Here is a 16,662-nt window from a genome sequence, read left to right on the forward strand (position 1 = left end):
AGAAGTTGTAACTTGAAATATGTTGTTCCGTGATAGCTCAGTCGGTAGAGCAAATGACTGTTAATCATTGGGTCCCAGGTTCGAGTCCTGGTCACGGAGCCAATTTCAAATCGGGGTATAGCGCAGTCCGGTAGCGCGCCTGCTTTGGGAGCAGGATGTCAGGAGTTCGAATCCCCTTACCCCGACCATTTTTGGGTCGTTAGCTCAGTTGGTAGAGCAGTTGGCTTTTAACCAATTGGTCGTAGGTTCGAATCCCACACGACCCACCATTTTTGAAACCAGTTAGCGCTGGAATCGAATCTTAAGAACAGAGGCCAAAAGCGCTGTTCGAAGAAGGCGCCTCTCGTAGGTGCCTTTTTTTTACCGGGGTATAGCGCAGTCCGGTAGCGCGCCTGCTTTGGGAGCAGGATGTCAGGAGTTCGAATCCCCTTACCCCGACCATATTCACGAAAAAGGGCACCTCATTGAGGTGCCCTTTTTCGTATGCCCGTGGAAAAGTTCGCAGGCCGCCGGCATCAAGCCTGGGCAGGGTGCCTACGGTCCTTGATGCCTCGATGGCGCTTGTGCTGAATGTTCTCCGTCACAGTATTGGTTGATGGCTCAAGTCATGGCTGAAGCGGCGAGCCTTCTCTGTGGGGGAGGGCGTTTGCCAGACGGTCGAGTCAACTGCCAATGATGTTGTACCGCGGCCCGTACGGCAGCCCGGTGATATTGCACGCACCGTGCTCGTCGACGATCAGGATGTCGTGTTCCCGATAACCACCGGCACCGGGCAGGCCTTCGGGCAGCCTGATCATCGGTTCGATGGACACCACCATGCCGGGTTCAAGAATGGTCTCCACATCCTCACGAAACTCCAGCCCGGTCTCGCGCCCATAGTAGTGGTTGAGAATGCCGAACGAATGACCATAGCCGAAGGTGCGGTATTGCAGCAGGTCGTGTTCCAGGTAGAGGGCGTTCAGTTGTCGGGCGATATCGCTGCAGCGTGCGCCGGGCTTGACCAGTTGCAGCCCGGCTTCATGCACCTGGACGTTGATCTCCCATAATCGCAGGCAGGCGTCGGGGCAATGGCCGAGGAACAGCGTGCGCTCCAGGGCGGTGTAGTAGCCGGCGATCATCGGGAAGCAGTTGAGGCTCAGCACTTCTCCTGGGCTGACCCGTCTCGAGGTCAGTGGGTTGTGTGCGCCATCGGTATTGAGCCCGGACTGAAACCAGGTCCAGGTATCCATCAGTTCGGCCCCCGGAAACGCCTCGGCAATCGCCCGCACCATGGCCTGGGTGGCGTGTCCGGCCACTTCGTATTCCGGTACCTGGTCGTGCAGGGCTTCGATGGCGGCGGCCCCGCCGATGTCTGCAATCCGCGCACCCTGGCGGATCAGCGCTTGCTCTTCGGCGGACTTGAGCATGCGCAGGTTCATGCAGGGCGCGGCAATGTCCAGTAACTGTGCCTGGGGATAGAGCTCGGCAAAGGCCCGGTGATTGGGCAGGGTCAGATGATCGAACTCCAGCCCCAGGCGCGAAGCGCGGGGCAGGGCCTGCTTGACCGCGACGAAGAAATTGCCCCGCTGCCAGTCGGTGTAGATCACCTGGGCATCGCAGGTCGCCCGCCGCCCCGGTTGGCCGCCGTCGATATTGGCGCTGATCAGCACGCTGTGTTCCTGGGTCACCACCAGGGCGTACTGGCGGCCAAAGGAGCAATACAGGAAGCCGGCGTAGTAGTTGATGTTGTGGTACGAGGTGAACAGCGCGGCGTCAATGTCCTGTTGCGCCATGTAGGCCCGCAGGGCGCCCAGGCGTCGAGCGTATTCTTTGGGGGAGAAGGTGGCAGGGGCTTTGTCACCGTTGTGCAACTCAAGCGTCTGGGGCATCTGCATGGCCTGGGTCCTTGTCTGCTATGAGCGAGGCATTGCAGCAGATAGGGCGGGGGCAGGCATGTGCGGTACCGACCTTGAGCTGGTTGTCAGCGCTGTTTTGCGGGCCCTGGCCATGGGCGCCGATGACGCTGGGCCAGGCGTTGGCTGTGCCGCAAACCTGGTATTTCTTATAGGTTTTGCCTGGCCCGTTGCTGCCGGGCGTGGCATTCTGGCCCTTCGCTGTTAAGGATCAACAGTAAGGAAGCGGCAAGGATGCAGAGCAGGCTCGCGGAATTTGATACCCATCTTTTGTCCGGAAACTCGCTGCATGAGCGAATGACGGGAACCATGACACTGGCCTCGGAACTGGGTTTCGATGCCCTGGTTTATGACTACAGCCCAGTGCCTTTTGATCAGGCAGGCGAGCTGATCATCCCCAGTGCCATGGTCTGCAATACCCCCAAGGACTGGCTGGAGCTCTGGTGCGATCAGGGTTACTACCATATCGACCCGGTCCAGCAGGTTGCTCTGGACAGCTCATCGCCCTTTATCTGGTCCTACAAGCCCGAGGCGGAAACCGTCCTGCGCCAGGCCCTGGGGCAGCAGCACGCACCGGTATCCAGTTACCTGCACCATCATCAAATGGCCCATGGCATGACCGTGCCCATCCATTTACCCAGGGGCGGTTTCGCCAGCCTCACCGGTTTGCGCTCCGGCAATGCCACGGTGGCATTACAGGACTTGCAACAGGTTCAGGGCCACTTCACCCTGCTTGCTCATGCGTTGCAGGAGCATCTCTATCCACAGCTCAGCAAATGCGTTCGCAGTTATCCGGTTGATCTGACCCGGCGTGAACGCGAGTGCCTGAAATGGGCTGCAGAGGGCATGACTTCCGGCGAGATTGCCGAGCGCCTGCAGCGTTCGCAGGCCACGATCAACCTGCACCTGACCTCGGCGATGCACAAGCTGGGCGCCAGGAATCGGGTTCAGGCGGTGGTTCGCGCGGTTCACTATCGCCTGCTGGGTAACTGAGGCGAGTAGCACAGGCTCTGCCGCACTGGAGGCGTTGGAGCGCGGAACGGAAGATTGAACGACACAGGCTGATTGTCATCAGGGAGCGATGCGCAATGAATGCAAGCAAACCACCACTGCAAGGCTATGCCTCCTTTGGCGTCCATCAGACGTGGTATCGGGTCACCGGGGATCTGCACAGCGGACTTACGCCCCTGGTGATTCTGCACGGCGGTCCGGGCTGCACCCATGACACCCTGGACGCCTTCAGGGATGTGGCCGCCAGTGGTCGGGCGATCGTTCAATTCGATCACCTGGGAAGTGGCCTCTCCACTCGTCTGGATGGCAAGCCGCCGTCGTTCTGGAGCCTTGAACTCTACCTGGAGGAGCTGGACAACCTCCTGGACCACCTGCGCATCAGCCAGGACTACGCCTTGCTGGGACACTCCTGGGGAGCCGCGTTGGCCAGCGAGCACGCGGTGCGCGCGCCGGCCGGCTTGAGTGCGCTGATCCTGGCCAATGCGCCAGCCGACATGCGCACCTGGGAAGCCGAGACCCTGAAACTGCGCACAGCCCTGCCTGAGGAGGCGTTGCAGGTGCTGGCCTGGCATGAGCAGCCGGGCTCCCCTCGCGGCGCCGAATATGTGCAGGCCTGGCAGTTGTACTTTGAACGGCATGTATGTCGGCTGCGCCCGTGGCCTGAAGAGGTGGCGCGGATGTTTGCCCAGGGGCGTGGTGCCGATGGCGCGGAGCGGGGGGGAGGTTTTCCACTGATGGACAACCTGCGGGACTGGAGCATCGTCGAGCGCCTGGGGCGCATTGAGGTGCCGACGCTGTTGATCTGTGGCCGCTACGATGAAGCCACGCCAGTTGTGGTCAGACCCTACCTGGAGAAGATTCCCGGCATTCGCCTGGCGTTGTTCGAACACTCCAGCCACATGCCCCACGTCGAGGAGCGGGTCGCCTGCATGGGCACCGTCGTGAATTTTCTCGATGGATGCCTGTAACCGCACGCCAGCAGCCCCCGCTACGTTACGTAGCGGGGGGGGGGGCTTTTCAGGGGCCTAGTGCAGCTTCAGGCGTGGATCGGTACCGCGGCCGATCCGGCTGCCGAGCATCAGCATCGCGGTGCGGAAGACTCCGTACAGCGCCATCTGGTGCATGCGATACAGCGAGATGTAGAACATCCGCGCCAGCCAGCCTTCGAGCATCACGCTGCCAGTGAGGTTGCCCATCAAGTTGCCCACCGCCGAGAAGCGCGACAGCGAGATCAGTGAGCCGTAGTCGGTGTACTTGTAGGTTGGCAGGTCCTTGCCTTCGATGCGCAGCTTCAGCGACTTGGCCAGCAACGAGGCTTGCTGGTGCGCGGCCTGGGCCCGTGGCGGCACATTACGGTCGCTGCCTGGTTGCGGGCAGGCGGCGCAGTCGCCGAAGGCGAAGATGTTCTCGTCGCGAGTGGTCTGCAGGGTCGGTAGTACCTGCAGTTGGTTGATGCGGTTGGTCTCCAGGCCGTCGATGTCCTTGAGGAAGCCTGGCGCGCGAATGCCCGCGGCCCAGACCTTGAGGCTGGCGGGAATGGTCTGGCCGTCGGCGGTGATCAGGCTGTCGGCCGTCACTTCGCTGACCGAGGCGTTGGTCAGGACCTTGACCCCGAGTTTCTCCAGGGTCTTGTGCACCGGGCCGCTGATGCGCTCGGGCAGGGCAGGCAGTACCCGTGGCCCGGCTTCGATCAGGGTGATGTGCATGTTTTCCGGGAGAATCCGGTCCAGCCCGTAGGCTGCCAGTTCGTGGGCCGCGTTGTGCAATTCTGCCGCCAGTTCCACGCCAGTGGCGCCGGCGCCGACGATGGCCACGCTGATCTGCTCCACGGCATCGGTCTGCCCGGCATGGGCTCGCAAGTAGTGGTTGAGCAGTTGCTGATGGAAACGCTCGGCCTGCTTGCGGGTGTCGAGGAACAGGCAATGCTGGGCCGCCCCCTGGGTGCCAAAGTCGTTGGTGGTACTGCCCACGGCGATCACCAGGGTGTCGTAGCCCAGCTCCCGGGCCGGCAACAGCTCCACGCCTTGTTCGTCGTAGGTGGCGGCCAGTTGGATCTTCTTGCGCTGCCGATCGAGCCCGCTCATGCGGCCCAGCTGGAACTCGAAGTGGTTCCATTTTGCTTGGGCGACGTAGTTGAGTTCGTCCTCGGAGGAGTTCAGCGAACCGGCAGCCACTTCGTGGAGCAGCGGTTTCCAGATGTGGGTCAGGTTGGCGTCCACCAGCATCACACTGGCGGTGCCGCGCTTGCCCAGAGTCTTACCCAGGCGGGTCGCCAACTCCAGGCCGCCGGCGCCGCCGCCAACGATGACAATACGATGAGTCATGGGGATATCTCGCAAGGCTAAAAGAAATCGGTGCAGTCAACCGAGCGAGCGCGAAGCAGCTCATAGCGTCAGGTAACTGATGAAACGGCTCAACAGGCCCAGGGCGACAGTCACCGCAATCACCACCACGAGGAGCATCCACGGCCGGAAGGGCCGGCGCTCGACTCGATGCTGGGGCAGTTGCAGGTATTCTTCGACATGGCGTTGGTCGTCGGGGTTCAGGCGGCTGCTCATAAAAGACCTCGTCAGATAGACGTCGCAACGTTGAGGAATGTTACAGCGCGGTGTTATCCGGCATGAACGGAGCATAGCCGCTGCCGCGTGAGGGCTCGCGGGCACGGACCCGGTGTTGGCAGGCAAGTGTGCTTTTTTACCATTGCCGAGCGGATTGCGCCATGGCTACACAGGGCGCATTGACCGGCGTTACAAACTGATGCCGACGTCGAAGAGGATGCTGCGGCCCAGGTTGCTGCGCAGGAACTCCGGCGCATCCGGGTGTGCGAACAGCACGCGGGCGAACGTCGGCCCCACCAGGGACAGCGAGCGCCAGCCCTGGCGCAGGTATTCGGTGGGGGGCGGGAAGTGGCTGTTGAGGTCCAGGACTTCGCGTTTCAGGGCGGCGAAGGCAATGATGTCCAGCTCGCCGAGGTTCATTCCGCGCTCCTGATAGTTGTGGGCCTTCTTGCGCAAGGTCGGCGCCAGGCGCAGCAACAGTTCGCTGGCCGGGATGCGCTTGGGCTTGGCTTCGCGGCGCACCAGCTGGCTCAGGGAGAACGCGCTGCGCCGGCGCTGCAGTTCGTCGCGCCATTCATCGTTGAGCCTGCGGCCTTCGTCGAGGACGAAGAACACTTCGAAGCTGGCCTCGCGAAACAGCACATCGGGGGGCTCTTGCCCGGCGGCGGTGAACTCGTCGTTGCGGTAGGGAATGTTCAGGCCTTGCAGCAGGCGCTGGCAGACCCAACGCTCACGCTCCCATTTGCGGGCATTGGACAGGAACGCGTTGGCTTGTTCGGCCTGGATGGTAAGCAGGCGCAAAAAATCTGAGTCATCCATACCCCCAAGCTTAGCGCTCAAATATGACCTTAAAAACCACGGCAGTGCAAAAACCTCCGCGGGCGTTGCCGGCCACCGCACTGGAGCCTGCCCAGGGGCGGTGTAGACTGTTTGCCGTCCAACCATTCGATAAGGAGTGCGCAGTGAAGCGCTGGTCAATGCTGTTGCTGGCCCTGTTGCCGTTGTGGGCCCAGGCCCTGGAAATAGGAGAGCGCCTGGCGCCCTGGACCCTGCTGGATCAATTCGACCAGCCCTACAGCCTCGATTCCCAGGCGCGGATCCTGTTGGTGGTTCGCAGCATGGACGCCGCCAAAGTGGTGAATGCGGCGCTCAAGGACAAACCCAAGGGCTACCTGCAGGAGCGCCACGGGGTGTTTGTCGCCGATATCCAGCGCATGCCGGCAGTGATCGCCAAACTGTTTGCGGTGCCGGCCATGAGGGATTACCCCTACCGAGTGATGCTCGACCGCGATGGGCGCGTGGCACCACGCTATCCCGCCGCGGAGGATCAGGTGTTGTGGCTGCAACTGCAGGATGGGCAACTGGTCGCCCGGCAGGTGTTCGCCACGGCCGAGCAATTGGCTGCGGCGCTGGAGCGAGCCCAGCCATGATCAGCGCGGCGCTGCTGTCGCCGCAAAGCCTGATTGGCGGCTGGCTGCTGTATGTGCCAGTACTGATCTGGGCGGTACTGCGGGCACCCTGGGTCGAGCTATTTACCGACAGCCGGCGCCAGCACTTGCTGTTTGGCACGGTGTTCGCCTTGTTTCTGCTGTGGCTGGTGCGCCGGGATTTCGACACCGGGGTCTCCTACCACTTCATTGGTATGACTGCCGTAACCCTGCTGCTGGATTGGCCGCTGGCAATAGTCGGCGGCTTGATTGCACAGTTGGGCCTACTGGCCTTGGGCCGGCAGGACCTGGCGGCGCTGGGGGTCAATGGAGCCTTGCTGATCCTGCTGCCGGTGGCGGTCACCGAGGCCTGCGCCTGGCTGGTGGAACGGGCCCAGCCGCGCAATCCCTTCGTCTATATCTTCTGCTCGGGGTTCTTTGCCGCGGCACTCTCGGCGTTGCTATGCCTGCTCTGCGGCCTGGGCCTGCTGTGGTTCGACGAGCGCTTTGCCATGCCCGAATGGCTGGAGGATTTTGTCGGCTACCTGTGGCTGATCATCTTCCCGGAAGCCTTCATCAACGGCATGGTGATCAGCGCCCTGGTGGTGTTCTGCCCGGAATGGCTGGAAACCTTCAACCGCACCCGCTACCTGTCGGCGCCCTGGAAAGACGAGGATCCGCGCCCTTGATCCATATCAATCCACGGTGTTTGGCCGGGCTGCATGCTCGGCAAAAATCTCAGGAGTGCGGTCATGAGTGTCTACCAGTGGGCTCGGCAGCAAGTGCGCGACAGTCTGCACAATGCTCAGCAGGAAGGTTTTGAACCGGGGTTGAGCTTGCGCGCCCTGCTCAGTGCGGTGGTGCAGCAAAGCAAGAGTGTGCGCAGCATCGAGGACCTGGCAGATGAGCTGCAGTTTCTAGCGGAGAACCTTGACGACGATCAGGACTACAGCTTCATGCGGCCCTGACCGGCGCCGGGGTGAGCACTCAGTGAGCGCGAGGGGGCAGTTCTTCAGAGAACAGGTCGTCCTCGGCATCCGGGCTCACCGGAATCTTGTGCTCCTCGGCAGCCCAGGCACCCAGATCGATCAGCTTGCAGCGATCGGAACAGAAGGGCCGGTTGATGTTGGCCGCGGTCCATTCCACAGGGGCGCCGCAGGTTGGGCATTCGACGGTCAGGGGTTGGCTCATGACTGGCCTCCACGCAAAGTTAGGTAAAAGTGATGCAGGCGCTCGACCTCGCTGCGCAACCAGGCGTGGTCGCGGTCGTTGACCAGCACGTCATCGGCATGGCGCAGGCGTTCCTCACGGCTGGCCTGGGCCTGGAGAATCGCCTGGACCTGCTGTTCGCTGATCTGGTCGCGCTGCAGGGTACGTTCGATCTGCAGTTGCTGGGGCACGTCGATCACCAGAATCCGCTGGGTCATCCGCGACTGGCCGGATTCGATCAGCAGCGGCGACACCAGGATCGCGTAGGGCGATTCGGCGCGGGCCAGGTGGCTGACAATTTCCTCGGCGATCAGCGGGTGCAGCAGGGCCTCCAGCCAGCGACGCTGTTCGGGCACTTCGAAGATCAGCTTGCGCAGAGCCGCGCGATCCAGTTGGCCGTCGGCCTGCAGCACGCCTTGGCCAAAGTGCCGGGCAATCTGCTCCAGGGCCGGGCGGCCGGGCTCCACCACCCAGCGTGCGGCGTGATCGGCATCGATCACATGCACCCCCAGGTCGATGAAGTGCTGGGCGGCGGCACTTTTGCCGCTGCCGATGCCGCCGGTCAGGCCGAGGGTCCAGGGTGTGTTTACGGAGCGAGTCATTGGAAACCGACAAACTGCAGATAGAAGTCGGTTATTTGACCACCCCAGAGCAAGGCAATCCAGCCGGCAATGGCCAGAAAGGGTCCAAAGGGGATTGGCGTCGAGGTCTTTTCCCGGCGCAGGCGCAACAGGATCGTGCCGAGAATCGCCCCCAACAGGGATGACAGCAGCAGGGTCAGCGGCAGGATCTGCCAGCCGCCCCAGGCCCCGAGCAGGGCCAGTAGCTTGAAATCACCGTGGCCCATGCCTTCCTTGCCGGTCAGTAGCTTGAACAGCCAGAACACCGACCACAGGAACAAGTAGCCCATCACCGCCCCCCACAGCGCATCCTCCAGACTGATCAGCAGGCCGAAGCTATTGGCGATCAGCCCCAGCCACAACAGTGGCAGCACCAGCACATCCGGCAGCAGTTGGTGATCGGCGTCGATCAGGCTCATTGCCAGCAGCCCCCAACTGAGAATCAGCATCAGCCCGGCCGCCCAGCCAAAGCCGAAGTGCCAGGCGATAAAACCCGAGATCAGCCCGCAGGCCAGTTCGGTCAATGGGTAGCGCGGGCTGATGGCGCTATTGCAGTGGGCGCAGCGGCCGCGCAGCCACAGGTAACTGAGCAGCGGAATGTTTTCCCAGGGGCGGATTGGCTGCGCACAGTGCGGGCACTGGGAGTGCGGCAGCATCAGGTTGTAGGGCGCAGCCACAGGTTCGGGCTCCAGCCCCAGCACGTCGCGGGCCTGGGCTCGCCAGTCGCGTTCGAGCATTTTCGGCAGACGCCACACCAGCACGTTGAGAAAACTGCCGACGATCAGGCCCAATACCAGGGCCGCAGCCACGAAGGCCATGGGGTAGAGAGTGAGGGCGTCAGTCAGGGGCATGTTCAGATCGCTGTACCGAGTTGGAAGATAGGCAGGTACATGGCAACCACCAGGGCGCCGACGATACCCCCCAGGACCACCATGATCAACGGCTCCATGAGGCTGGTCAGGCTGTCCACCAGGTTGTCCACCTCGACCTCGTAATGGAGCGCGACTTTTTCCAGCAGATGATCCAGGGTTCCGGATTCTTCGCCGATGGCGGTCATCTGGATCGCCATGGTCGGAAAGACGCCGCTGGCGCGCATGGCAAAGTTCAATTGCATGCCTGCGGCGACCTGCTGGCGGATCCGTTGCACCGCTTGCCTGAAGACAGGGTTGCCGCTGGCTCCGGCCACTGAATCCAGGGCCTGCACCAAGGGAACGCCGGCGGCGAAGGTGGTGGCCAGGGTCCGTGCGTAGCGGGCCACCGCGGATTTATGCAGCAGTGGCCCGGCCAGGGGCATGTGCAAAAGGCCGACATCCAGGCGGTCACGCAAGCGTGGGGAGCGCCGATAGGCCAGGCGCGCTGCGAGCCCACCCAGCACGCCGGCGGCCAGCAGCTGCACCCCCTGCTGCTGGATGAAATGTGACAGAGAGATGACCCACTGGGTGAGCAGTGGCAGCTCGGCATTGAAACCGGCGAACAAACTCTGGAACTGGGGGACCACCTTGAGCAGCAGGATGCTGCTGACCACGACCGCCACGCCGATCACCGCCAAGGGATAGACCATGGCTTTCTTCAGCCGCGCCTTCAGGTTCTCGCTCTTTTCCTTATAGGTAGCGACTCTTTCCAGCAGGGTATCCAGGGCGCCGGCCTGCTCGCCGGCGTCCACCAGGTTGCAGTACAGCGGGTCGAAGTGGCGCGGCTGTCTGCGCAATGCCGTGGCCAGGCTGGAGCCGGCCTCGATGTCGCGCTTGAGGCTGTCCAGCAGTTGGCGCATCTGCGGATGCTCGAAACTTTCAGCAATGATGTCGAAGGATTGCAGCAGCGGCACCCCGGCCTGCATCAGCGTGGCCAACTGCCGGGTGAGCAGGGCAATGTCCCGTGCCCCTACTCGCTGATGCAGGCGCAGCCAGCCCTTGGGTTTGCGTCGGACTCGGGTTGGGGTGATGCCTTGTCTGCGCAGTTGTGCCCTGATCAGGGCCGGGGTCGCGGCGCTGAGCTCTCCGGTGAGAGGACGGCCCTGGCTGTCGGTGCCGTGCCAGAGATAGACACTGGTCGCGGGTGCTTTTACCGCCATGGTTCGATCCTTGGTGCAAGGGTGGATAGGGAGGCGCAAGCGCCCTGCGGTGTTCGAACGGGTGATAGATCACCCGGCCCCCCGGACGTTCCTGGGTGAAGGCGCGAGCCGACTGTCGGGCCGCCGTGCACCTGTCCAAGCCTAGCTGGCGAGGCCCTGCCGGAGAGGGGCAGGGGCTGACGAAATTTGTCAGTTTGTGCGACTCCTTGCGCTCAAGGCCATGGGCTATCGCGGCTGCAGGCCACGTAATCCGTGGCTCATCCCCTGGCACAGGCTGTGCTTCAGGCCTTTGTGCTCATGCAACATTCGTTCATGCCAGGAGGCAACCCATGAAACATCAATCCGGTTTTACCCTGATCGAATTGCTGGTGGTGGTAGCCATCATCGGCATCCTCGCCACCGTGGCGATGCCGATGTATGCCAAGTACCAGGCGCGGGCCAAGGTGATTGCCGCCCTGGCCGAGGCGTCGGCCCTGAAGGTCAACGTCGAGGATCTGCTCAACCAGGGGACCGATCCGACCCTGGCCCTGGCCGGTGGCACGGCCCAGACCGCCAACTGCCAGATGAGTGCCGGCGGGACGGCGGCCACCGGTGAAGGCAGTATTGGCTGCACCCTGCTCAATGCGCCGGGGCCGGTGCTGAACAAGACCCTGACCCTGACCCGTTCGGCGACTTCAGGATGGACATGCACTACCACTGTGGAGGCCGACTATGCGCCCAAAGGCTGTGGTGCGGAGGGGGCTTGAGGAGGCTTTTCACGATTGACTAAGCCGCGCTGAAAAAGCTGCAACTTGCATGCAGATTGGCGGGCAGTCATGCATTTTGCATGATGTCGGATTATTTATAATTTTATAACTCATTGATTTTTATAGATATTTATAGGTGCTCAGACTTGGCACAGCACCTGCAATATCCCTCATAACCCTGTTGCCAGGACACGGCGCAGGCTTTCTTAAAGAACAGGAGTTACTCGTATGAAGAAGTTCGCTATCGCTGCCGCAACTGCTACCGCTCTGACCCTGACCATGGCTAACGCAGCATTTGCGCAGACCACTCAAAACACCCAGTCGCCCATGGTGGTGGCTGCCGGTGAAGTGACCAAGGCCAAAGAGGCCACCTCCGATACCTGGATCACCACCAAAGTGAAAAGCGATCTGGTAACCGAGAAAGGCATTCCTGGCACCGACATCAAGGTTGAAACCAACAAGGGTGTTGTTTCGCTGTCGTCCACTGTTGCGGTAACCGAAGCTCAGAAAGCTACCGCCGTGGCCATCACCAAGAAAATCAAAGGCGTCAAGGCCGTTTCCGCTGACGGCCTGAAAGCCGAGTAACACTCAAGCTTCTCGCTTGGACAGGGAGAGGGTGCGGTAGACGAGCCGAGTGATACGTCTGCCGTTTCTCAAAAGGGTTCATGCGGAAGATCACAAGGACGTGATCATTACAGGCCCCGGCACTCAGTGTCGGGGCCTGTTCTATTGTGGGTGCTGGGTAGGCGACCGGCCGGGCTGTGGGAGCCCGGCGCGAGAGGGTTATTCGCTGTCCAGGTGCAGCGGGGTGACGACCCGGCCATCGCTTTCGGCCTGGCCCAGGTTGGCATCGATGAAGTAGACCCGGTCGTCGGCCAGTTGGCCCTTGTCCACCAGGAAGTCCTTGATGCTGCTAGCGCGCTCCTGACCCAGTTGTCGCAACAGCACGTCGCTGCTGCTCCAGAACTTGATCAGACCTTCACGCAGCTTGGCGCTGCGTTCGTCGCGGCTGAGCTGGGTCCATTCCGCCGGAGGCTGCTGTTTCAAGCGGGTGCGGTAGATGCCTTCGAGCAGAGGGGCCTTTTCGCCCTCGGGAACCTGCAGCAGGGACGCCTGGGCGGGGACCTTGTCACCGCGGCGCTGGAGGATCTTGTAGTAGTTGTACTGGTATTCGCGCTCCAGCCGCTGTTCGGCGATCAGTGGCCCGTCACTGCTCTGGGCGCTGGTACCTTCGATTTCCAGGCGCAGGGTCGGACGCTCTTTGAGCGCCTTGGCCAGGGTGGTCAGGGCCGACTCGGATTCCTTGCTCAGGTCGCTGGAGCCTGGAGCGAAGGACACGTTGCTCAGGTCTTCCGAGCCACCCCCGCTGACCAGCCCGCCAATGAACTTGAAGGGTGCCTGGGCGGCGCGCAGCACCAGATTGCGCAGGGTCTGCCAGACAATCGGCATCACGCTGAACTGCGGGTTGTTCAAATCACCGGAGATAGGCAGTTCGATGGAGATCTTGCCGTCCGTATCTTTCAGCAAGGCCACCGCCAGGCGGATCGGCAGATCCACGGCGTCCGGGCTGTCGACCTTTTCCCCCAGTTGCAACTGCTCGACCACCAGTTTGTTCTCGGCCTTGAGCTGGCCCTTGGTGATCATGTAGTGCAGGTCGAGGTTGAGCCGACCCTTGCGGATGCGGAAACCGGCGAATTTCCCGGAGTAGGGGGTCAGGGTGGTCAGTTCCACTCGCTTGAAGCTGGTGGCGATATCCAGCGCGGCCATCGGATCGAACGGGTTGACGCTGCCCTTGATGGTCACCGGCGCATAGCGATCGACCTTGCCCTTGACGTCCACGTCCGCCGGCTTGGCCTGGCGGCTGTCAATGGTGCCGACATGGCCGTTGAGCTGCTGGATGGCGGTAGCGAAGTTCGGCGTCAGGCTCAGGTCGGCGAAGTTCGCCGAACCGTCGTTGATGGCGATTTCACCGATGTGGATGCCCAGGGGCTTGCTTGAGATGGGCTCGGCCTTCGTCGAGGATTTGCCACCACTGCTGGGTGGTTGTGGAATCAGCAGGTCGTCGATATTGGTGGTGCGGTCATCGTTGATGATGAAGCGTGCATAGGGCTGCATCAGGTTGACCCGGCTGATGGTCAGGCTGTCACCGTGCTGATAGTTCAGGCCTTCGACCACCACTTGTTTCCATTTCACAAAGTCGCGGGTCTTGAGGGTATCCAGGGTGTGCAACTGGTCCACATTGGCCCGGCCGGTGACGCTGAAAGTCAGGGGTTCGACTTTTTTCAGGTCCACTGCCAGGTCACTGCCGAGCATGCCGCTGCGCAGTTCCAGGCGGATGAACGGGCTGATATAGGACTGGGCGACGCGTAGGTCGATGTCCCGGGTCTGCACCTTGAGTTTGGCGCTGACGGGGTTGAGGTTGACCTCGCCGGTGGCGTTGACCTTGCCTTGTTTGCCCAGGCCGGTATCGAGCTTGAGGGTGAAGGGGGACTGGTTGAGGCTGTCGAAGTTCTGCAGGTCCAGGTTCAGCGGCCCCAGCTCCAGGGCTACGGCGGGCTTGGCCTTGCGATCGGCCAGGTGCACCTGGTAGTTGCGCAGTTGCACGTCCTTGAGCAGCACCTGCCAGGGTTTGCTCGGTACTGCCGGTTCCTTGGGGGCGTCGGCAGCGGCCGGCTCGGGTTTTGGCGCCGGTTTGGCCGGCTGACTGGCGAAGAGCTTCTGCCAGTCCAACTGGCCATCGGCTTCAAGGGCGGCCCAGGTTTCGAGCTTTTGGCTACGGACCTTGCCGACAACCACGTGCTGCTTGGCCAGGTCTACTGTGGTTTCGCTGACGTCCAGGCGTTCCAGGCGCGCCAGTGGGCGACCGTCCGGGGCCTTGATGGCAAAGGGCGCGACGCTGATGGAAGTGTTGTCCAGCAGCAGTTCGGTTTCCTTGGCCAGGCTGAATTTGTAGTGGGTACTGAGGTTGACCACGCCGTCTTCCAGCACCAGCGGCACCGCATCGCGCACATAGGGCCACCAGGCTTTCATCTTGCCGTCGGTGACTTTCAAGGTGCCTTCGGAGGTCAGCGGCGTCACGCTGAAGTTGCCGCTCCAGTCGATCTGCCCGCCCTCGGGGCCGGTGGCCACCAGCGTCATGTCGGCGCTGTCGTCCGGAAGGGTACTGAGGTTCTTCAGCTCAAAATCGAGCTTGTTGTAGAGAAATTCGATGGGTTCGCTGGGGCGCAGGTCCTGGAAATGCAGGTAGCCGCCGGCCAGCTTGATGCGTTCGATGCGTACCGGGAAGGGTTTGGCGTTAGGGTCGCTTGGGGTCGGTTCGCTGGCCGGCAGCTTGAACAGGGCCAGGAGGTTGAGCTTGCCTTCCTTGTCGAAGAGGATTTCGGTCTTGGGCTGGTCCAGCTCGACATCCGCCAGGTGCAGCGCGCGTTTCCAGAGGCTGTCCAATTGCAGATTGGCGTAGAGGCGATCGAAGGCGATCTGCTCCTTGCCCGGTTCACCGATGCTCAGGCCCCAGAGGGTCAGCTCCAGGCTGAAGGGGTTGAGCTCGATGCGCTGGATATGGGCTGGGGTGGTGGCGTAGTTGGCCAATTGCTGGTTGGCCACCCGCAAGGCAATGCCCGGCAGAATCAGAAAGCCCAGCAGACTGTAAAGGGCGAGAGCGGTCAACAAGGCGCAAAGAGCGCGAATCAATCCTTTGGTCATGCGAGGCTTCATCTATCTGAATCGGAAGTGCCTTGGAGTATGGCACGCGTTTACGGTTCCGAAACCACTCCAGTCTTCAGGATTGTTCAGATTTCCTGCGCTTGGTCAAAGTTGCAGGATCAAGGTTTTAAGTGGGGGTTGTCCGTCGTGGGAGGGGAAGTCGGCGGCGGGCGCCAGGACCTGGCAGTCGCGCACTGGACGCCCGGCCTTCTCGGCGCAGCGCAATACTTGTTCACGCCAGTCCGGCATCGAGACCTTGGCCAGGTTGTTGCAGCAGATCAGCACGCCGTCTTCGGCGGTGGCCAGCAGTGCCGGCTTGAGCAGGCTCTGGTAATCACGCAGCAGGTCGACCGTACCGAAGGCGCTTTTGGCCCAGGCTGGCGGGTCCAGCAGTACCAGGTCGTACTGGCGCTGCTCAAGGCGCGGATAGCTGGGCAGTTTCTGCCCGCGGCGCTGGCTGATGGGCAGCCCTGCCAGTTGGCGGATGGCCGGGAAATAGTCCGACTGCACGAACTGCATCTGTGGCAATTGCGGGTTGAGCTGGCCGTTCTCCCGTCCGACGGCCAGGTTGCCCTCGGCGAAGTCCAGGTTGCACACCTCGCGCGCGCCGCCAGCTGCGGCGCTGAGGCCGACGCCACAGGTGTAGGCGAAGAGGTTGAGCACGCTTTTACCCGCACTGTGCTGCTTGACCCAGCCACGGGCGTTGCGCAGGTCGAGAAACAATAGCGGGTCCTGCCCGGCGTGGCGTCCACGCACCCGGTAATTCAGGCCCCATTCGTGGCCAACCAGATCCGCCAGGGCGGCCTCTTCGGCGCGGTACACCGAGTCTTCGCGGTCGATCCGCGAGTTGCCCCGGGAGCGGTCGTTGTAGACCAGCAGGGTCGACAGGTTCAGATGCTGATTGATGCTGTCGTGCAGTTGCAGCAGGGCGTCGCGTTCCAGCGTCTGGTGAAAGCTCTGTACCAGCAATTGCGGGCCATAGCGGTCGATGGTCAGGCCGCCGGCACCTTCCTGGCTGCCGTGGAATAGGCGATAGCAGTCGGTGCCTTGCTGATGCAGCTCGGCGAGCAGGTCCTGGCGGTGATCGAGAGCGGCGCGCAGCGCCTGATTCAAGGAGGACATGCGTAGCGCCTTGGAGCTGAGGAGTGAGGCGCGGCAGTTTACCAGCGTCCCGCCCGTTGTAGGAGCCAGCTTGCCGGCAAAGACGATCATGCGCACGCCTTGCCCGTAGGAGCCAGCTTGCTGGCGAAAGCGATCGTGCACACGCCTTGCCCGTAGGAGCCAGCTTGCTGGCGAAGGCGATCATGCGCACGCCTTGTCCGTAGGAGCCAGCTTGCTGGCGAAAGCGCTCTCAGGGGCGCCTTCGCTGGCAAGCCAGCTCCTACAAGGGGCGGTTTCGGGAGGTTAGCGCTCGATCGCCAGGGCT

At 62.1% G+C, this 16,662-nt stretch carries 17 protein-coding genes and 4 tRNA genes; 11 read left to right on the forward strand and 10 right to left on the reverse strand.

What is annotated here, in order from left to right; all coding sequences use genetic code 11:
• Positions 1–26 precede the first annotated feature (26 nt).
• The 4 genes from KCG88_RS30175 to KCG88_RS30190 all read left to right on the forward strand — a co-directional run bounded on the left by KCG88_RS30175 (position 27) and on the right by KCG88_RS30190 (position 441).
• A tRNA-Asn gene (locus tag KCG88_RS30175) sits at positions 27–102 on the forward strand.
• Positions 103–111: 9 nt separating this feature from the next.
• Positions 112–188: transfer RNA gene (locus KCG88_RS30180), tRNA-Pro, on the forward strand.
• Between the two features lie 5 nt (positions 189–193).
• Positions 194–269: transfer RNA gene (locus KCG88_RS30185), tRNA-Lys, on the forward strand.
• Between the two features lie 95 nt (positions 270–364).
• A tRNA-Pro gene (locus tag KCG88_RS30190) sits at positions 365–441 on the forward strand.
• Positions 442–662: 221 nt separating this feature from the next.
• Here the strand turns inward: KCG88_RS30190 and KCG88_RS30195 are convergent.
• A complete protein-coding gene (locus KCG88_RS30195) occupies positions 663–1,874 on the reverse strand; it encodes an aminopeptidase P family protein (RefSeq protein WP_015637078.1) in 1,212 nt (403 codons plus the stop codon).
• 252 nt (positions 1,875–2,126) lie between these two features.
• Here KCG88_RS30195 and KCG88_RS30200 point away from each other — a divergent pair, with 252 nt between their 5' ends.
• Complete coding sequence (locus KCG88_RS30200) at positions 2,127–2,885, forward strand: LuxR family transcriptional regulator (protein ID WP_047337838.1); 759 nt, start codon at positions 2,127–2,129, stop codon at positions 2,883–2,885.
• Positions 2,886–2,980: 95 nt separating this feature from the next.
• Complete coding sequence (locus KCG88_RS30205; protein ID WP_210713717.1) at positions 2,981–3,871, forward strand: proline iminopeptidase-family hydrolase; 891 nt, start codon at positions 2,981–2,983, stop codon at positions 3,869–3,871.
• Positions 3,872–3,928: 57 nt separating this feature from the next.
• Here the strand turns inward: KCG88_RS30205 and KCG88_RS30210 are convergent, their stop codons facing one another.
• From KCG88_RS30210 to KCG88_RS30220, 3 genes are all read right to left on the reverse strand, one after another.
• The gene (locus KCG88_RS30210) at positions 3,929–5,227 is read right to left on the reverse strand and encodes an NAD(P)/FAD-dependent oxidoreductase (RefSeq protein WP_047289281.1); all 1,299 of its coding nucleotides are present in this window, start codon (positions 5,225–5,227) and stop codon (positions 3,929–3,931) included.
• 60 nt (positions 5,228–5,287) lie between these two features.
• Entirely contained in the window at positions 5,288–5,461 is a 174-nt protein-coding gene (locus KCG88_RS30215) for a DUF3094 family protein (protein WP_015637073.1), read from the reverse strand.
• Between the two features lie 189 nt (positions 5,462–5,650).
• Entirely contained in the window at positions 5,651–6,280 is a 630-nt protein-coding gene (locus KCG88_RS30220) for a DUF1780 domain-containing protein (protein WP_011063528.1), read from the reverse strand.
• A gap of 143 nt (positions 6,281–6,423) precedes the next feature.
• On the opposite strand from KCG88_RS30220, the gene KCG88_RS30225 reads away from it, so the two are divergent.
• The 3 genes from KCG88_RS30225 to KCG88_RS30235 all read left to right on the forward strand — a co-directional run bounded on the left by KCG88_RS30225 (position 6,424) and on the right by KCG88_RS30235 (position 7,856).
• Entirely contained in the window at positions 6,424–6,891 is a 468-nt protein-coding gene (locus KCG88_RS30225) for a hypothetical protein (RefSeq protein ID WP_210713718.1), read from the forward strand.
• Complete coding sequence (locus KCG88_RS30230) at positions 6,888–7,577, forward strand: energy-coupling factor ABC transporter permease (RefSeq protein WP_047289276.1); 690 nt, start codon at positions 6,888–6,890, stop codon at positions 7,575–7,577. The genes KCG88_RS30225 and KCG88_RS30230 overlap by 4 nt, the downstream gene beginning before the upstream one ends.
• Before the next feature lie 63 nt (positions 7,578–7,640).
• A complete protein-coding gene (locus KCG88_RS30235; protein WP_047289275.1) occupies positions 7,641–7,856 on the forward strand; it encodes a hypothetical protein in 216 nt (71 codons plus the stop codon).
• A gap of 19 nt (positions 7,857–7,875) precedes the next feature.
• On the opposite strand, the gene yacG is transcribed toward KCG88_RS30235, so the two are convergent.
• From yacG to KCG88_RS30255, 4 genes are read right to left on the reverse strand one after another with little or no spacing between them, the layout of a single operon-like run.
• Positions 7,876–8,079 (reverse strand): DNA gyrase inhibitor YacG, encoded by a 204-nt coding sequence (gene yacG, locus KCG88_RS30240; RefSeq protein WP_047289273.1) that lies wholly within the window; start codon positions 8,077–8,079, stop codon positions 7,876–7,878.
• Complete coding sequence (coaE, locus tag KCG88_RS30245; RefSeq protein WP_011063523.1) at positions 8,076–8,699, reverse strand: dephospho-CoA kinase; 624 nt, start codon at positions 8,697–8,699, stop codon at positions 8,076–8,078. Before coaE ends, yacG begins: the two co-directional genes overlap by 4 nt.
• Entirely contained in the window at positions 8,696–9,568 is an 873-nt protein-coding gene (locus tag KCG88_RS30250) for an A24 family peptidase (RefSeq protein ID WP_047337835.1), read from the reverse strand. Before KCG88_RS30250 ends, coaE begins: the two co-directional genes overlap by 4 nt.
• A gap of 2 nt (positions 9,569–9,570) precedes the next feature.
• Positions 9,571–10,788 (reverse strand): type II secretion system F family protein, encoded by a 1,218-nt coding sequence (locus KCG88_RS30255; protein ID WP_210713719.1) that lies wholly within the window; start codon positions 10,786–10,788, stop codon positions 9,571–9,573.
• Between the two features lie 329 nt (positions 10,789–11,117).
• Between KCG88_RS30255 and KCG88_RS30260 the strand changes: the two genes are divergently transcribed.
• Complete coding sequence (locus KCG88_RS30260) at positions 11,118–11,534, forward strand: pilin (RefSeq protein WP_047337834.1); 417 nt, start codon at positions 11,118–11,120, stop codon at positions 11,532–11,534.
• Positions 11,535–11,762: 228 nt separating this feature from the next.
• The gene (locus KCG88_RS30265; protein WP_011063519.1) at positions 11,763–12,119 is read left to right on the forward strand and encodes a BON domain-containing protein; all 357 of its coding nucleotides are present in this window, start codon (positions 11,763–11,765) and stop codon (positions 12,117–12,119) included.
• 198 nt (positions 12,120–12,317) lie between these two features.
• Here the strand turns inward: KCG88_RS30265 and KCG88_RS30270 are convergent, their stop codons facing one another.
• Positions 12,318–15,236: a DUF748 domain-containing protein gene (locus tag KCG88_RS30270; RefSeq protein ID WP_210713720.1), complete on the reverse strand. Its 2,919-nt coding sequence runs from the start codon at positions 15,234–15,236 to the stop codon at positions 12,318–12,320.
• Positions 15,237–15,341: 105 nt separating this feature from the next.
• Positions 15,342–16,358, reverse strand: coding sequence for a class I SAM-dependent methyltransferase (locus KCG88_RS30275; RefSeq protein ID WP_210713721.1), 1,017 nt, complete (start codon positions 16,356–16,358; stop codon positions 15,342–15,344).
• Between the last annotated feature and the right edge of the window lie 304 nt (positions 16,359–16,662).

This window comes from Pseudomonas sp. MWU349 (assembly GCF_017947325.1).
GTDB classification, from domain to species: Bacteria; Pseudomonadota; Gammaproteobacteria; order Pseudomonadales; family Pseudomonadaceae; genus Aquipseudomonas; species Aquipseudomonas protegens.

What these genes read in the sequence shown, in the direction of transcription:
- KCG88_RS30220 (WP_011063528.1), bottom strand. Translation starts at nt 6,280, where the DNA reads ATGGATGACTCAGATTTTTTGCGCCTGCTTACCATCCAGGCCGAACAA.
- KCG88_RS30210 (WP_047289281.1), bottom strand. Translation starts at nt 5,227, where the DNA reads ATGACTCATCGTATTGTCATCGTTGGCGGCGGCGCCGGCGGCCTGGAG.
- KCG88_RS30250 (WP_047337835.1), bottom strand. Translation starts at nt 9,568, where the DNA reads ATGCCCCTGACTGACGCCCTCACTCTCTACCCCATGGCCTTCGTGGCT.
- KCG88_RS30275 (WP_210713721.1), bottom strand. Translation starts at nt 16,358, where the DNA reads ATGTCCTCCTTGAATCAGGCGCTGCGCGCCGCTCTCGATCACCGCCAG.
- KCG88_RS30255 (WP_210713719.1), bottom strand. Translation starts at nt 10,788, where the DNA reads ATGGCGGTAAAAGCACCCGCGACCAGTGTCTATCTCTGGCACGGCACC.
- KCG88_RS30215 (WP_015637073.1), bottom strand. Translation starts at nt 5,461, where the DNA reads ATGAGCAGCCGCCTGAACCCCGACGACCAACGCCATGTCGAAGAATAC.
- coaE (WP_011063523.1), bottom strand. Translation starts at nt 8,699, where the DNA reads ATGACTCGCTCCGTAAACACACCCTGGACCCTCGGCCTGACCGGCGGC.
- KCG88_RS30265 (WP_011063519.1), top strand. Translation starts at nt 11,763, where the DNA reads ATGAAGAAGTTCGCTATCGCTGCCGCAACTGCTACCGCTCTGACCCTG.
- KCG88_RS30260 (WP_047337834.1), top strand. Translation starts at nt 11,118, where the DNA reads ATGAAACATCAATCCGGTTTTACCCTGATCGAATTGCTGGTGGTGGTA.
- KCG88_RS30205 (WP_210713717.1), top strand. Translation starts at nt 2,981, where the DNA reads ATGAATGCAAGCAAACCACCACTGCAAGGCTATGCCTCCTTTGGCGTC.
- KCG88_RS30200 (WP_047337838.1), top strand. Translation starts at nt 2,127, where the DNA reads ATGCAGAGCAGGCTCGCGGAATTTGATACCCATCTTTTGTCCGGAAAC.
- KCG88_RS30230 (WP_047289276.1), top strand. Translation starts at nt 6,888, where the DNA reads ATGATCAGCGCGGCGCTGCTGTCGCCGCAAAGCCTGATTGGCGGCTGG.
- KCG88_RS30270 (WP_210713720.1), bottom strand. Translation starts at nt 15,236, where the DNA reads ATGACCAAAGGATTGATTCGCGCTCTTTGCGCCTTGTTGACCGCTCTC.
- KCG88_RS30195 (WP_015637078.1), bottom strand. Translation starts at nt 1,874, where the DNA reads ATGCAGATGCCCCAGACGCTTGAGTTGCACAACGGTGACAAAGCCCCT.
- KCG88_RS30235 (WP_047289275.1), top strand. Translation starts at nt 7,641, where the DNA reads ATGAGTGTCTACCAGTGGGCTCGGCAGCAAGTGCGCGACAGTCTGCAC.
- yacG (WP_047289273.1), bottom strand. Translation starts at nt 8,079, where the DNA reads ATGAGCCAACCCCTGACCGTCGAATGCCCAACCTGCGGCGCCCCTGTG.